Origin of the sequence: Flavobacterium urocaniciphilum, assembly GCF_900110615.1 — a bacterium.
In the GTDB taxonomy this organism is placed as follows: Bacteria; Bacteroidota; Bacteroidia; order Flavobacteriales; family Flavobacteriaceae; genus Flavobacterium; species Flavobacterium urocaniciphilum.
Genome location: NZ_FOEI01000007.1, coordinates 94869 through 110522, shown reverse-complemented (window position 1 = coordinate 110522; position 15654 = coordinate 94869). Strand labels below are relative to the sequence as shown.

Annotated in this window: 8 protein-coding genes; 3 read left to right on the top strand and 5 right to left on the bottom strand. The window is 33.5% G+C overall.

Annotated features, from left to right (window positions below):
• Nucleotides 1-64: 64 nt before the first annotated feature.
• From sov to ruvB, 5 genes are all read right to left on the bottom strand, one after another.
• Nucleotides 65-7201, bottom strand: coding sequence for a T9SS outer membrane translocon Sov/SprA (sov, locus tag BMY86_RS11410; RefSeq protein ID WP_091469435.1), 7137 nt, complete (start codon nt 7199-7201; stop codon nt 65-67).
• Nucleotides 7202-7254: 53 nt separating this feature from the next.
• Nucleotides 7255-7836: a Holliday junction branch migration protein RuvA gene (ruvA, locus tag BMY86_RS11405; protein ID WP_091469432.1), complete on the bottom strand. Its 582-nt coding sequence runs from the start codon at nt 7834-7836 to the stop codon at nt 7255-7257.
• Between the two features lie 133 nt (nt 7837-7969).
• Nucleotides 7970-10270, bottom strand: coding sequence for an NADP-dependent malic enzyme (locus tag BMY86_RS11400; RefSeq protein WP_091469428.1), 2301 nt, complete (start codon nt 10268-10270; stop codon nt 7970-7972).
• A gap of 438 nt (nt 10271-10708) precedes the next feature.
• Nucleotides 10709-11632, bottom strand: a complete 924-nt coding sequence (gene queG, locus BMY86_RS11390; RefSeq protein ID WP_091469422.1) for a tRNA epoxyqueuosine(34) reductase QueG — start codon at nt 11630-11632, stop codon at nt 10709-10711.
• A gap of 39 nt (nt 11633-11671) precedes the next feature.
• On the bottom strand, nt 11672-12694 hold the full coding sequence (gene ruvB, locus BMY86_RS11385; protein ID WP_091469420.1) for a Holliday junction branch migration DNA helicase RuvB: 1023 nt from the start codon (nt 12692-12694) through the stop codon (nt 11672-11674).
• Nucleotides 12695-13070: 376 nt separating this feature from the next.
• Here ruvB and BMY86_RS11380 point away from each other — a divergent pair, with 376 nt between their 5' ends.
• The 3 genes from BMY86_RS11380 (at nt 13071) to mgtE (ending at nt 15633) form a co-directional block, all read left to right on the top strand.
• Entirely contained in the window at nt 13071-13397 is a 327-nt protein-coding gene (locus BMY86_RS11380) for a DUF4286 family protein (protein ID WP_091469417.1), read from the top strand.
• 117 nt (nt 13398-13514) lie between these two features.
• Nucleotides 13515-14291, top strand: coding sequence for a 16S rRNA (adenine(1518)-N(6)/adenine(1519)-N(6))-dimethyltransferase RsmA (gene rsmA / locus BMY86_RS11375; protein ID WP_091469413.1), 777 nt, complete (start codon nt 13515-13517; stop codon nt 14289-14291).
• Nucleotides 14281-15633 carry a magnesium transporter gene (mgtE, locus tag BMY86_RS11370; RefSeq protein ID WP_091469409.1) on the top strand — a complete coding sequence of 451 codons (1353 nt, stop codon included), beginning with the start codon at nt 14281-14283 and terminating at the stop codon, nt 15631-15633. Before rsmA ends, mgtE begins: the two co-directional genes overlap by 11 nt.
• Nucleotides 15634-15654: the final 21 nt, after the last annotated feature.

Genomic DNA, 15654 nt, shown 5'->3' with positions numbered 1-15654 from the left:
TGTGTTTTATATTTTTTGACAAATGTAATTGATATTCTTAAAATTTGCTATAAATTTTCATTTTTTAATTTCCGAAATTATAGCGTAGTGTAAATCCAGATCGAATGTTCGTTAACGGGAATGCTGTTGAAATAACCGCTTTTGAGAACTGATGATCATAGAAGAAAATAGCTGTAAAATTCTTACTAAACGAATAATCGGCAGTTAATTTAAAGTTCCAAATATTTTGCCCACCTCCTAATTGATTATTATCGTAATCTAAATAACGAACGATTGTCATGTTTTTACGTAATGTAAAATCGGCTTTTAAATTAATATCACTCTTAATAACTCCTTGTGCATTATCTGCTAATTTCGAATTGATTTCAACTCCTTTAATTCTATATCCTAAACGTAAGGTATAATCGTTACCTTGTACTTCCGTTAATAAGTTATTATCGAAACTCATGTTATAACTTCTGTCTTTTTTAACTTCAGCCATAATGTTAAACGAGTTTTTCAATTCGAAATTTATATTTACTAATGGATTAAATTGCTCTGTTAAGTTCACATTTGATGTAATTACATCTGCAAAAATATTATCATTTTGATCTCTTACCGAAGGATTTAAATTACTTCTAAACGCATTAACACTATAACTAGAGCGGTAACCGTGTTGAATAGAGAATCGTTTGAAGTTATCTTTAAACCAACTAAGTTTCATTAAACCTGTATACTTAACTGTCCAGTTTGGTAATGGGAAATTTGAAAATAATCCTGTTTGTACGGAAGATGTTTTTGTCCCAGTATATGCAGATAAGAATGCTGGCACTAATACACGCTGACTATTTTTTCCAAATCCATCAGGGAAACCATCTGCATCTAACGCATAAGCTGAAGTTCCGTAATATTGTTCCGCTAAACGAGTTGCCATTGCATAACGGTTCTTACGGAATCTGTCGAAAATTTCAGATTCATCTTCGTTACTAGCTTTAAATGCTGTTTTAATCATTACAGTAGAAATACTAAAATTACCAGTGTTGAATGGCGCTCTCGATTGGTAATTTCCATCTATTGCATCATATTGTTCCGAATAATTTTCAGTTATATTTCGTTCTGCATTAATATCAATTTTGAAGTCAGGCAACAATTCCACCATCGCCGTATAATCTAATTTTTTAGATTTTATTTGCGTAAAACTTTGGTTGAATTCAGGATAACTTGTTAAATATCCTCTTTTAGCCGCTTCATATCTAATATCCGATTGGTCTCCAAATACGAATCCTAAAGTTGGGCGTGACGTTCCGAAGAATCCTAATCCTGGTAAATATCCCGGTAATAAAGTACCACCTGATTCGGTATAATTAACTTGAATATTTTTTACAGAAGTTAACAATCCGATTCCGAATTTGGCAAAACCACTTCTTTCTTCAGTTTGATTTTGTTTTGGAACTGTATTCGTTACTTTTTCTCCTGGTTTTGGAGCTGTTTTAGGCACCGCAGGTTTTTTCTGTTTTTTAGCTGTTAAACCAATATATTTATAGAACGTATTCATGTCTAAAGCCGCATTAATTTTATGCGAATTAGCATTTTGAATTGTATTTCCTAATTGATAAACTGTTCCGTCTAATGCTTGAAAAGTAGCAAAAGCATCTGAAGAACGTTGCCAGCTATAATCTCCTGTATAAACGTAAGATGATTTTACAAAACTCAATACAGGAATTTTATTAATTGGTAGATCATAATTTACCAATAATTGTTGATTATGCGTGTTTGGATCTCCAAAATTCCAATAATCATCCCAAATGTCTAATTCGTTAATTGGGTTTTTATTTGAATCGAAATAGTTTCGAACAATATTATTATTAGCAGCTGTATAATTAACTTTTAACGATCTTGTAATAGGGAAATTTACTCCGTACTGATAATTGAAGAAATAATTTCTTCTGTATAATGGATCAATTGCAATTCCTTGAACATCTATTAATCTAAATTGTTGACGATTAAATTGACGCATGATGTTTGAACTGAATGAAATATTACTTGGTAAGAAGTTAAAGTTCATGTCGCTAAACAACTTATAATAGCCATTTTTCTTAAAGAACTTATTCTTTTTAAACGGTTCAATAGACATTGGTTTGAAAGAATAAGCATAATCTAAACTCGATTTTTGTTGCTGATCGATTAAGTTTTGAACTTGGAAATCGTGGTGCAACATTTCATTAAACGAATACGATAAAGTTAAATTTTCTACATCGTAAAAACGTGCTTTTTGTTGTTCCGCTCTTTCTTTTTTAACACCTATAAAGTTTACACTTGTTCTTTTTGTATAATCGATTGCTCGGTTTTCAATTTCGTCTTTTTTAGCTTGATCTGAAGTAGCATTCAATACTTCTTTCAATTCTAAATCTTGATATAAAGGATCGTATTTCGGAGTAATAATTTGTTCTCCAACTGCATAATTGAACGGTAAAACTAATTTCCATTTTTTAGGCAATAACTGACCTAAGTTTAAATTAGAAACGATATCATATTGTTTTACATCTTCTCTACTTCTTTCATTCGGACCTTCTTCTAAGGCACCAAAACCGATAGTACTTAATTTTCCAGTTGCCGAGAACGTTGCGAAATCTGCTAAGTTGGTATCTAAGTTTGCCACTGCAGCATAACCTCCTTTGTTATCCATATCCGACATACGAAGTTCGTTAAACCAAACTTCTCCACGAAGCGGACCTGTAGCGGCTGGATCTGGATTTTTTAATCCGACCATTAATGTTCTAATTAAACCAAAGTTTGGATTACCCTTAATTCCAATATTCATTCTATCGTTTCCTGAACCTAAATCGCTTTCATTTAAGAAAGCAATTCCGTTTACATCCGGAACTATAGAACCATCACCAGCAATTTTTAAACTTTTAATTCGTGTTAATAACGACAATGGTAATTCGATTTCGTTTTCTGCTGGCCAAACATCATCTGCAGATCGAGCCGTAAATTGGCTGACTTTTAACGGCATTTCCACTTGGTAGAAGTTATCGGTAAAGTCGTTACCAAAACGAATAAACGCCACTAATTGATCATCTTGAAGTCTGTCTCCAACTGCATCCGCTTCTAATGCTTCTGCATGTAAGAACATACGTAATTTTTTATACTGACGCATATCTACGTTTACATTTTTAAACACAGCTCTAGAATCGTCTTCTTCTAAACCACCTAATCCAGGTAATCCTTGATCTTTTTTGTACACTCTTAACGATAAAGATTGTTCGTTTTGATTGATAACAGAGTTATTATTGTACAATTGCTCTCTATCAACTCCTGGAGGCGCAACATATGGTATTGGCGTTCTGTTTGAATTTTCTTGAATGTTAATTGCAACAACATCAAATCCTGTATCATCATCAGAAACATTTAAGTCATTTGCATCTAATGAATTCACATATCTTCTCCATTCACCACGAACTAAATCTAATGTTCCGAAACGTAAAGTTACATCTTCACTAAATCCAGATAAGAACATTCTCATAAAACGAATGGTTCTAAAATCGGTAATCGGTCCTTCAATGTTTGCAGCTGTAGCTTCTAAAATTGGAATTTTATATTGAACCCATTTAACCGGCGTTGTTTGTCCGTTTGCCATTGTTTGTGTTGTAACCATTACATCCGAAACGTAATTTTGACCCACAACTGGGTTTGGAGAAATTGGAATATTAAATTTATAATACGCATTAATAGTATTCATCGTATTATCTCTATTAATATCTTCTACATCTGGTAAAGTTGAATTTCCTCTATTTGTATCTGTAACAGTAATTGGCGAGTTACCTTCTAAACCATTATAATTTTTATAACGATCTAAAATAGTTCCAGAAGTATTTAAATAGTAATTGTAGTTATCAGCAGAAGCATCTCCCAATCCAGCAAAAGCAGGATATTCTACTTTTTCTTCAGAATCATTCAATCCATTTAAACCAACGTCTTGAACTGTTCTATTTCCTTCGTTTGTATCAAAAGCGTAAATTAAAGATTGTGAAGCAGGAACTTTACCCCAGTTGGTATCAACTGTTGGTTGACTTCCTCCGTTTTCTGGCAAACCATTTTCGTATAATTTTCTACCATCTTTTAAAACGTCTTCACTAATTTCTCCTAAGTTAATCGTTAAAGTACCAGTATTGGTGTTATTAGCAGCATCACCAACATTTCCAGTATAAGGATCCATTAACCAAAACTGAACATACTCAACATTTGATTGTTCGAAATTGGTAGTATTGATGGCACGCATAATTCCACCCCAGTTATTTGGAGCATCAATTGCAGGGAATTGATTATTTGAAGCCGTAACTGGATTATAGTTATACGGTCCACGCTCTTTTGGATAGTAAGTTAAGTCTAACGTACTAATAACATTGGATTGTCCTTGTGGAATATCAATATTTGGGAATAACTCCTGACTAAAAATTCTTCTCGTTTTGTTACTCGATAAATCGTTATCATCAATTCCTGATGGTGGACTGGTATAAAACACAGGATCGATATTATACCAAGATAATTTCGCTCTTTTGTAACCATACGTTAAATCATCTTCGTTTAATTCCCCACCAAAACCAATTGGGGTTGAAGCTAACGACCAAGATAATGGCGATTTTAAATCGATATTAGATTGCGAACCTTCAAAATCATCAATATAAGAAGTTGGCTCTCCATTAAAGTTTGATGTTTTTGGTGCATTTGGAAACAAATAAGCAAATTCTCCTCTGAATGATAAATTAGAAGGAGCTTCTGTTTCAATATTTGGTAATTTGTTTACTAATCTTGTAAAGAATGGCACTTCTGTAGAGAAGTTAGTATTTAATCCAACAATTGTATTGTTAACTGATTCTTGATTGTAATCTGATTTTTGCGTAAATGGTCTTTCTGTCATTTTTAAGAAAGTACCACCAACTAAGAATTTATCGTTGAATTTATGTTCTACATTCAATCCATAAAAACGTTTTGTTTGTTGTCCGAATACCGAGTTGTTTTCTAAAGAAACTTGAATTGGTGTATTTGAGGCTAATAAAGCTGGATCTAAAATTTGAACTCTACCTGCTTGATAGTTTACGGTGTAATCTACTCCTTCTACTAAAATTCTTCCACCGGCAGTAACCACAACACTTCCTTGTGGCACATTGAACGCTCCTAATGGAATTCCGTCGCCACCAGTAGATTTGAAACTACCTTTTAACTTGAACTTATTTTTAGCACTTTCTTGTAAAGCTGCAGCTTGAGTAGATTTATATAAGGTTCTGAATACGTATTTCGATTGGTTCGTATTATAAGTACCACCATCATAACTTTCAGCACCATTTAATCTTAATTTCTCAAATAAATGTTTACCGAACGGTTCTACAGTAGTAAAGATAATTCTACCGTATTGTGTATCTACAGTTAATCCTGGATAAAAATCGAAAAATCCATCACCATTTGGTTGAGGGTCGTTCGTAAAATTTAATTTATCTAAATTAAATACTTTTAATAAAGTTGTATTTTCAACTGCTGGAGTAAGTGGATCAATTCCGGCTTGCGTTATGTAATTTAAAGGCGAAGGGTCTTGATATAAGATATTGAATTTGAAATCTTGTTGTTGTAATTGATTTCCACCTGGAATTTGGTAGATGTTTTTCATCATTAAGTCCCAACTTGGTTCACTTACATTAATCAAACTTCCTTTTAACATTTTTAAAATTAAAGCCTGAGTTGTTGGAACTCCAGAAGTATTAACCGTTGTAGATTCAACCCCATCATTAGCAAATTCCCCTACTTGAAACACTTCACCACCAACTGTATATTGGTAAGCAACTGCTAAAACCTCATCATTTTGTAATTTTTGATTTAAGGAAATGTATCCTAATTGAGGGTGAAAGGTATATTCTGAAGAGGATAATTTTCTTGCGTTTTCTAATTTCGAATAATCAATTCCTTCGGAAAAAGTACTTGCTGGATTGGAATTGATATTGAAACCTTGAGAAGCTGTTGCAATTTCTCGAATTCCAGAGTTTAAAAAACTTCCTGCTTGATCAATCGCTAACGGATTGAATTTATTATTTTTATTATCCGAAGGTGTATTGGCTACAACATCAAAAAATGTTGGATTCAGAGCCAAATCGATACCAACCACTTCGTTATCTGGAATTGGTGTAACACCATCTGTTAATTGCGATTCCCCTAAATCTTGAAGCGCAATAATATTTCTTAAATTATTATCTGTAGTGGTAACTCTGTTTTGTTTGTTCGTTACCCAAACCTCAATTCTTGTAATTTGTGCACGAGAATCGATAACTGGATAATTTCGCAAAGCTTTGTCGTAGTTATTTCTAAAATATTGCGATAAGAAATAGTGTTTATCAGAGTCGTAATCTAAAGCGAAGAAATCAAACTCTTGAATGGTTCCACCTCCTTGTGTAGTAATCGATCTTGATTGCGATTTTTGTTCAGAGAAAACACCCGTAAAAGTTGTTTTCCCAAACTGGAATTGCGCTTTAACCCCAAATAAACTTTGGGCACCACGAATCAACGAATTGGAAATTGGAAAACTCACATTTCCGACTTCAATTTTTTGTAAAATATCGTCTTCTGTTGGTGTATAATCTAATTTAATTAAGTTTTGAAAAGCAAAAGTAGATTGTGTATCGTAATTAATATTTACGTTCATTCTTGTTCCTACTTTTCCTTGTAAACCCATCGAAATTCTTTGATTGAAATCGAAAGCAGTAGTTTTTCTATTTCTTGGAGAAAACGAAGGATTATCTTGTTTTGAAAATCGAATTCCTAAGTCAATTTCAACCGAACCAGTTGGTTTAACGTCAATTGTATTACCTCCGAAAATAGCTTCAAAAAACTTAGAATTTACATAATATCTTGGTAAAAGATTTCGCTTAGCATCATCTGTTCCTTTTTTAGGATCTAAGGCAGTTGTTTTTTCTTGAAAATACTTACGCATTCTTTCTTTTAACACCAATTTTTCATATTCTTCAGGCGTCAAAATCAAAGGATAATCGATATTAAATCCGTCTACAGATGCGGTATAAATATATCTATTGGTTACTGGATCATAGGTGTAACCTTCTAATATACTTTTTGGATTTGGAATTTCAATTTTACCTACACTATGACCTGTTTTTACTGAGTCGGGTGGAGTTGTTGGAACATCTTGCGCGTAGATAAATATACTGGCAAACAGCATGACGATACTGATGCTTGTTTTTGAAACAATATTTTTAAATAATTTATTCAAAATTATAATACTTTTAAGGCTTGTTTTATTAAATCTTCTACCGTTGCCGCTGGATTATTGGCGATTATTTTTTCTAAAACTTTTTCTGCATTTTTACGTTGATATCCTAAAACTTCTAATGCAGATAACGCTTCTTCTTTATTTGTATTGTATGAACCTGTTGAAATTTCTTCAATTTGGTAAATTTTCAACACTTTATCTTTCAAGTCAATGATAACACGTTGTGCGGTTTTCAATCCAATTCCTTTGATAGACTGAATCGTTCCAACATCGTTTGAGGCAATGGCTTGAATGATTTGTTCTGGTTGTAAAGAAGACAACATTGTTCTGGCAGTATTCGCGCCAATTCCGGAAACAGAAAGTAATAATTTGAATAATTCTCTTTCCTTTTTGTCGGCAAAACCGAAAAGCGAATGCGCGTCTTCTTTGATTTGTAAAAACGTATATAATTTGATATGCTCCGAATCTGGAATTTGAGAATAAGTATGTAATGAAATATGAATTTCGTAGCCCAAACCACCACAATCGATTACGACTTCGGTTGGTGTTTTTTCCACTAATTTTCCTTGAATATGTGCTATCATATTTTTTACTTAACTGCAAAATCTACATGTCCAATAGTTATTGGTTGTAAAGCTTACAAATTTTTTTTATAGTTTTTATATTTTTTTGTTTTCGTATATCCAACTTCGTAAATTACTTTTTACTTGGCTCTTTTTACTTTTTACTTTTTACTTTCAATTTAGCTTTCAATTTCTCTTGAGCATCCACAACAGAAACTGCAGCCATATTTACCATTTCTTCTACACTTGCACCTAATTGAAAAATGTGTACGGGTTTTTCTAATCCCATCATAATTGGACCAATAGAAACTACTTTATCCAACTCTTTCAACATTTTATAAGTAATATTTGCCGCATCTAAATTAGGGAAAATTAATGTATTAACTTTCTTGTTCGCTAATTTCGAAAATGGGAACTTACTTTTTAACAATTCTGGGTTTAATGCAAAATCAGTTTGAATTTCCCCATCAACAATTAAATCTGGATGATTTTCATGTAAAATTTTAACGGCTTGTCTTACTTTAATGGCACTTTCATTAGATGATGAACCAAAATTTGAGAACGATATCATAGCAATTACGGGTTCTACACCAAACATTCTTGCCGTTTTAGCAGTCATTAATGCAATTTTAGCTAATTCTTCTGCTGTTGGATTTGGATTAATCGCAGTATCTGATAAAAACAACGGTCCGCGTTTTGTATTCATGATGTTTGTCGTAGCAATTCTACTCACACCTTGTTGTCTATCGATTAGCTCCATTACGGGTTTTACAACCGTTGGGTAACTTCTTGAATAACCCGTTACCATACAATCGGCATCGCCAGTATTTACCATCATGGCTGCAAAATAGTTACGCTCACGCATCCATTTTTGAGCATCTAATAATGATGTACCTCTACGTTGTCTAGCTTTCCAGAAATATTGCGCGTATTTTTCTCTTGTTTTATCTTCTTCTTTCGATTTTGGATCGATGATTTGTAATTCGGCATCGAAACCAATTTCTTCTTTTAATTCCTGAATGGTTTCTAAATTTCCTAATAAAATCGGAATTCCAATTCCTTCTTCATGAACAATTTGTGCTGCTTTCAACACGTCTAATTGATCGGCTTCAGCAAAAACAATTTTCTTAGGATCCGTTTTCGCACGGTTCGTTAACAACTTAACAATTTTGTTATCGCCACCTAAACGCTCTAATAATTCATCTGCATATTTTTCCCAATCGGTAATTTCAACATCAGCCACACCACTATCCATTGCCGCTTTTGCAACTGCCGGAGAAACGGTAGCAATTAATCTTGGATCGAATGGTTTTGGAATGATATAATCTCTACCGAAAACTAATTTTTTCTCTCCATAAGCAATATTAACTTGCTCAGGAACCGGAGTTTTAGCTAAATCTGCCAACGCTCTAACCGCAGCCATTTTCATCGCTTCGTTAATTTTTCGAGCGCGAACATCTAATGCTCCACGGAAAATATAAGGAAAACCTAAAACGTTATTTACTTGGTTAGGATAATCTGAACGACCAGTAGCCATAATGATGTCTTCACGAGTAGCAATGGCAACATTATAATCGATTTCTGGTTCCGGATTTGCCATAGCGAAAACAATTGGATCGTTTGCCATTGACAATAACATTTCCGGTTTTAAAATATTACCAACCGACAATCCTAAAAACATATCGGCACCTTTGATGATTTCAGCAAGTGGTGCTGGATCACAAGATTTGGCATATTTCATTTGTAATTCTGAAATATCTTTTCGGCAAGTTGTTAATAAACCGTCTACATCAAACATGTATAAATTTTCAGGTTTTACTCCTAAAGCCACATATAAATTCGAACACGCTAATGCTGCCGAACCGGCTCCAGAAACTACAACTTTTATTTTTGAAATATCTTTTTCTGCTAATTCTAATGCGTTTAATAAAGCTGCCGAAGAAATAATTGCTGTTCCGTGTTGGTCATCGTGCATTACCGGAATATCTAATTCTTCTACCAAACGTCTTTCAATTTCGAACGATTCTGGCGCTTTAATATCTTCTAAGTTAATTCCACCAAATGTTGGCGCAATATTTTTAACCGTTGCAATAAATTCTTCAATGTCTTTGGTTCCGACTTCAATATCGAAAACATCAATGTCTGAAAAGATTTTGAATAATAATCCTTTTCCTTCCATTACGGGTTTTGAGGCTTCCGGACCAATGTCTCCTAAACCTAAAACGGCAGTACCATTTGAAATTACAGCTACTAAATTTCCTTTCGCTGTATATTTATAAACGTTATTGATGTCTTTTGCAATTTCCAAACATGGCTCGGCAACCCCTGGCGAATACGCCAAAGACAAATCTCTTTGCGTTGCATATTTTTTAGTAGGAACAACCTGAATTTTCCCAGGTGTTGGTTTGGCGTGATATAGTAAGGCTTCTCTTCTTTTATTATTACTTTTGGACATATATTATCATTTGCATCAACTTACAAAGATAAAATTTGCTTTCAAATAACCATAAAGTTTGTACGAAAAGTTGGTGAAGAAAATAATTTCTAGGTTGATTTGTTTTTTTGGAAGGAAAAGTTGCGTTGGAAAATGTGAAAAGTAATCTAATTTTTGAAAAATAAAGTAGTTTTAAGCACTGATTACAAATCCGCTCAATCGGAATTAGAAAAACTTTTTCAACTCATAAAAAATAATTAATATCCCGAAAAAAATTAATACTACATAACTCCAAAAAACATTTGATTCTGCCGCCCACAACATATCTTTTTCTTTTCTTTTGTAATATTTATTTTTTGTAAGACGAAATGCTCCAAAAACAATAAGCAATATTGCAATACCTATATATTTATAATTAATCATTTATATACTTTGTATAAGTTTTGTTGTTATTAAACTCTACTTCAAAAACTCAATATTACGCATCAAACCTTCAAATTTTGTTCGTTTGACTGCGGAATTTTTAAAGACTTTATTAAAGGTTTCTTTGGTAAGTTCTTGCCAATCTCTTTTGGAAAAATTGAGTAATTCTGATTTTGGTTCGAATAAAGGTTCTTGATGCGGTTTTGAAAATCGGTTCCACGGACAAACATCCTGACACACATCGCAACCAAACATCCAATCATCAAATTTACCTTTCATTTCTTGAGGCAAATTATCTTTTAATTCTATGGTAAAATACGAAATACATTTACTGCCATCAACTACATACGGTGCAATAATCGCTTCTGTTGGACATGCATCTAAACAAGCGGTACAACTCCCGCAATGGTCGGTTGTTGGCGTGTCGTATTCCAATTCTAAATCGACAATTAATTCGGCAATAAAATAAAACGAACCGACTTTTTGCGTAATTAAATTAGCATTTTTACCAATCCAACCCAAACCGCTTTTGGCCGCCCATGCTTTGTCTAAAACGGGTGCTGAATCGACAAAAACGCGACCATTTACTTCACCAATTTCATCTTGAATGAATTGTAATAATGTTTTTAGTTTATCTTTTATAACAAAGTGATAATCTTCACCATAGGCATATTTGGAAATCTTAAAACTCTCTTGATTTTGTATTTCAGACGGATAATAATTTAGCAATAAAGAAATGACACTTTTCGCACCATCTACTAACAATGTTGGATTTAATCTTTTGTCGAAATGATTTTCCATATACGACATTTGACCATGCAGATTTTTATTCAGCCAGCTTTCTAAACGAGGCGCTTCTTGCTCTAAGAATTCGGCACGAGAAATTCCGCAGGAAAGAAAACCTAATTTTTTAGATTCTTCCGTAATTAATTTTGAATATTTCTCTTTGTTATTTATCAACGCTTCCTTCTTCCAACTCCCAACTTCTTTCTTCCAATCTTAAAAAAGTTCTCCTTGGTTACCCAATTTCAATCGTCCTAAATGTTTGTAGGCTAAATCGGTTGCTTCTCTTCCTCTTGGTGTTCGCATTAAGAAACCTTCTTGAATTAAAAAGGGTTCGTACACTTCTTCTAATGTTTCGGCATTTTCGGCAACAGCAGTGGCTAAGGTAGTAATTCCGACTGGTCCGCCTTTGAATTTATCGATGATTGTCGACAAAATTTTGTTGTCCATTTCGTCTAAACCATGCGCATCTACATTTAGTGCTTTTAAGGCATATCGTGCAATTTCTGTATCGATAGTTCCGTTACCTTTAATCTGAGCGAAATCGCGCACTCGACGCAATAACGCATTAGCAATACGAGGTGTTCCTCGACTTCGACCAGCAATTTCAATTGCGGCTTCCAAATCGATTGGAACATTTAAAATATTCGCACTTCTTTCGATAATTGTTGCTAATAATTCTTTGTTATAATATTGTAATCGACTTTGAATTCCGAAACGCGCACGCATTGGCGCTGTTAATAATCCAGAACGCGTTGTCGCACCCACTAACGTAAACGGATTTAAGTTAATTTGAACTGTACGAGCATTCGGACCGCTTTCAATCATGATGTCGATTTTGTAATCTTCCATGGCCGAATACAAATATTCTTCTACCACTGGAGATAAACGATGAATTTCATCAATAAATAGCACATCTCTTTCATCCAAATTGGTTAACAAACCGGCTAAATCGCCAGGTTTATCTAAAACAGGACCAGAAGTGATTTTAATTCCAACACCCAATTCGTTTGCTAAAATATTTGCCAATGTTGTTTTTCCTAAACCGGGAGGACCATGAAATAACGCATGATCTAAGGCTTCTCCACGTTGATTAGCGGCAGCAACAAATATTTTTAAATTCTCCAATACGTGATCTTGTCCGGCGAAATCATCGAAACTCAATGGTCGCAATGCACGTTCAATATCCATGTCTTGTGGAGTAAATCGGTCTTTATTTGGATCTAAATTTTCATTCATGTTACAAATATAGATAAAGTTAGAAGTTGGAAGTTGGAAGTAGGAAGTTTTTTTGTGGAAACATATAAGTCAGATAAGTTTTTAAACACATGGGTATTTTTCAAATAAAGACGCTTCGCTTGGAAAAGTTCATTTAAAAAAATTGTATTTTCAATTTTTCATTGATATTGACATTGATATTGAAAAACGGATTCTTGCGTGAGGGTTGAAGTGGAGCTCTTTTTTGTGAAGATTTTTCGAAACAAAAAAAGCGGGAACGGAAGCCCGACCTGAAAGGGCACGCCCAAATTAAAATTAATTCTTACTGATTTTTATTGAAATTTGTATTGATATGGAACTTTGAGATTTAAAAAGTATCTTTGTAAAAAAATACTATATGATTATCTACAATGTTACTATAAATATTGATGAAAGCGTTCATGACCAATGGTTAAATTGGTTGAAAACAAAACATATTGATGAAGTTTTAGCAACTGGTTGTTTTTATAAAGCGAAGTTAATAAAAGTTTTAGTGGAAGAAGAAATGGGTGGAACTACCTATTCTATTCAGTATTTTGCGCATAACAACGATAAACTTCAAGATTATTACAATACGTACGCACCGAAATTGAGAGAAGAAGGATTGCGTTTATTTGGCGATAAGATGCTTGCTTTTAGAACAGAATTACAAGTTATGGACGAGTTTTTTGGAAACGAAAACTAGTTGATTTACGAATTACGATTTCGGATTTACGATGTAACACTTCGACAAGCTCAGTGTGACAGATTTACGAATTTGAATTTGGAATTTGAGATTTAAAAATATTTATAAATAAAACATATGTCAGTTAAAGCCAAAAAACATTTAGGTCAACATTTTCTTACCGATGAAAGTATTGCGCAACAAATTGCCGATTCGTTAATTGGTACTAACTATAATAAAGTATTGGAAATTGGTCCAGGAATGGGGGTTTTAACCAAATATTTATTAGAAAAACCATACGAAACTTTTGTAGCGGAAATTGACAAAGAATCGGTAGAATATTTACAAGTTCATTATTTAAAATTAGCTAAAAATATTTTCTCTTTAGATTTCTTAAAACACGATTGGCAAACGGCTTTTAATCAAGAGCAATTTGCAATTATTGGAAATTTCCCTTATAATATTTCTACACAAATTGTGTTTAAAACATTAGAGCTTCGAGATTTTGTTCCGGAATTTTCAGGAATGTTTCAAAAAGAAGTTGCCGAACGAATTTGCTCTAAAAAAGGCAGCAAAGTGTATGGAATTTTATCGGTTTTAGCTCAAGCTTTTTACGATGTAGAATATTTATTTACGGTTCCACCAACGGTTTTCAATCCGCCACCAAAAGTAGATAGTGGTGTAATGCGAATGATTCGTAAAGAAAACTACAAATTGGAATGTGATGAAAAATTACTTTTCACAGTAGTAAAAACAGCCTTTCAGCAAAGAAGAAAAACATTAAGAAATAGCTTAAAAAGTTTAAATTTATCGGATAAATTACAAGAAGATACTATCTTTGCATTAAGACCAGAACAATTATCTGTAGAAGAATTTATTTCTTTAACCAAAAAAATAGCTGCCGATGGAGTTTAAAATCAGTAAAGAATTTATCGAAAAAATAGAAGGTTTAATTCAGCAAAATAATATCACTGAATTAGAATCCCTATTACAAGATATTCACTTTGCCGATATTGCTGAAATTATGAATGACTTAGAGCCTTCTCAAGCCATTTATGTTTTCAACATATTAAATTCAGAAATTACAGCTGAAATCCTTCTTGAACTAGACGATGAAGTTCGTGAAACCATCCTTAGAAGTTTATCTGCAAAAGAAATCGCAGAAGAGCTTGACGAATTAGATACCGATGATGCTGCCGACATTATTGCCGAATTACCGCAATCGAAAAAAGCGCAAGTAATTTCGGAATTAGAAGACGTTGAGCATGCGAAAGATATTGTTGACCTTTTACGTTACGACGAAAATACTGCCGGTGGTATTATGGCAAAAGAGTTGGTAAAAGTGAACGAAAATTGGAATGTTTTAACTTGTGTGAAAGAAATGCGTCACCAAGCCGAAAACGTTACTCGTGTACATTCTATTTATGTTGTGGATGATGAAGATCGCTTAAAAGGAAGGTTGTCTTTAAAAGATTTATTAACTACTTCTACTAAAACACCAATTAGCGACGTTTATATCAAAAAAGTAGACTACGTTCGTGTAGACACCAAAGACGTAGAAGTGGCGCGAATTATGCAAAAGTACGACTTGGAAGCGATTCCTGTAATTGATGAATTAGACCGATTAGTAGGAAGAGTTACCATTGATGACATTATTGATATTATTAAAGAAGAAGCCGATAAAGATTACCAGTTAGCAGCCGGTATCTCGCAAGACGTTGAGGCAGATGACAGCATCTTAGAATTAACGAAAGCGCGTTTACCTTGGTTAGTTTTGGCTTTATTTGGTGGTTTTATTTCGGTTCGTGTATTGGGAATTTTTGAACCTGCAATGGAAAAACATGCCACTTTATTTTTATTTACTCCGTTAATTGCGGCGATGGGTGGAAATGTTGGCGTTCAATCGAGTGCGATTATCGTTCAAGGTTTAGCAAACAATACCATTACTGGAAGTTTATTTAATCGTTTGATTAAAGAATTCTCATTAAGTTTAATGAATGGTGCTTTCTTATCAGCCATTTTAATCATTGTGAGTCATTTTCTTTTTGGTTTCGACTACAATATTGGCATAACGGTTTCTATTGCTTTATTAAGCGTTATTATCTTTGCCTCTTTAATTGGAACCTTTATTCCAATTGTTTTAGACAAATACGGCATTGACCCTGCTTTAGCTACTGGTCCGTTTATCACGACTAGTAATGACATTATGGGTATTTTGATTTACTTTTCTATTGCAAAGGCGATATTAGGGTTTTAGATTTTAACAATAGCTCAAAGT

Bases quoted from the DNA above. Each gene is read 5' to 3' on its own strand.
- sov (WP_091469435.1), bottom strand. From the start codon at position 7,201: ATGCTGTTTGCCAGTATATTTATCTACGCGCAAGATGTTCCAACAACT.
- ruvA (WP_091469432.1), bottom strand. From the start codon at position 7,836: ATGATAGCACATATTCAAGGAAAATTAGTGGAAAAAACACCAACCGAA.
- BMY86_RS11400 (WP_091469428.1), bottom strand. From the start codon at position 10,270: ATGTCCAAAAGTAATAATAAAAGAAGAGAAGCCTTACTATATCACGCC.
- ruvB (WP_091469420.1), bottom strand. From the start codon at position 12,694: ATGAATGAAAATTTAGATCCAAATAAAGACCGATTTACTCCACAAGAC.
- BMY86_RS11380 (WP_091469417.1), top strand. From the start codon at position 13,071: ATGATTATCTACAATGTTACTATAAATATTGATGAAAGCGTTCATGAC.
- rsmA (WP_091469413.1), top strand. From the start codon at position 13,515: ATGTCAGTTAAAGCCAAAAAACATTTAGGTCAACATTTTCTTACCGAT.
- mgtE (WP_091469409.1), top strand. From the start codon at position 14,281: ATGGAGTTTAAAATCAGTAAAGAATTTATCGAAAAAATAGAAGGTTTA.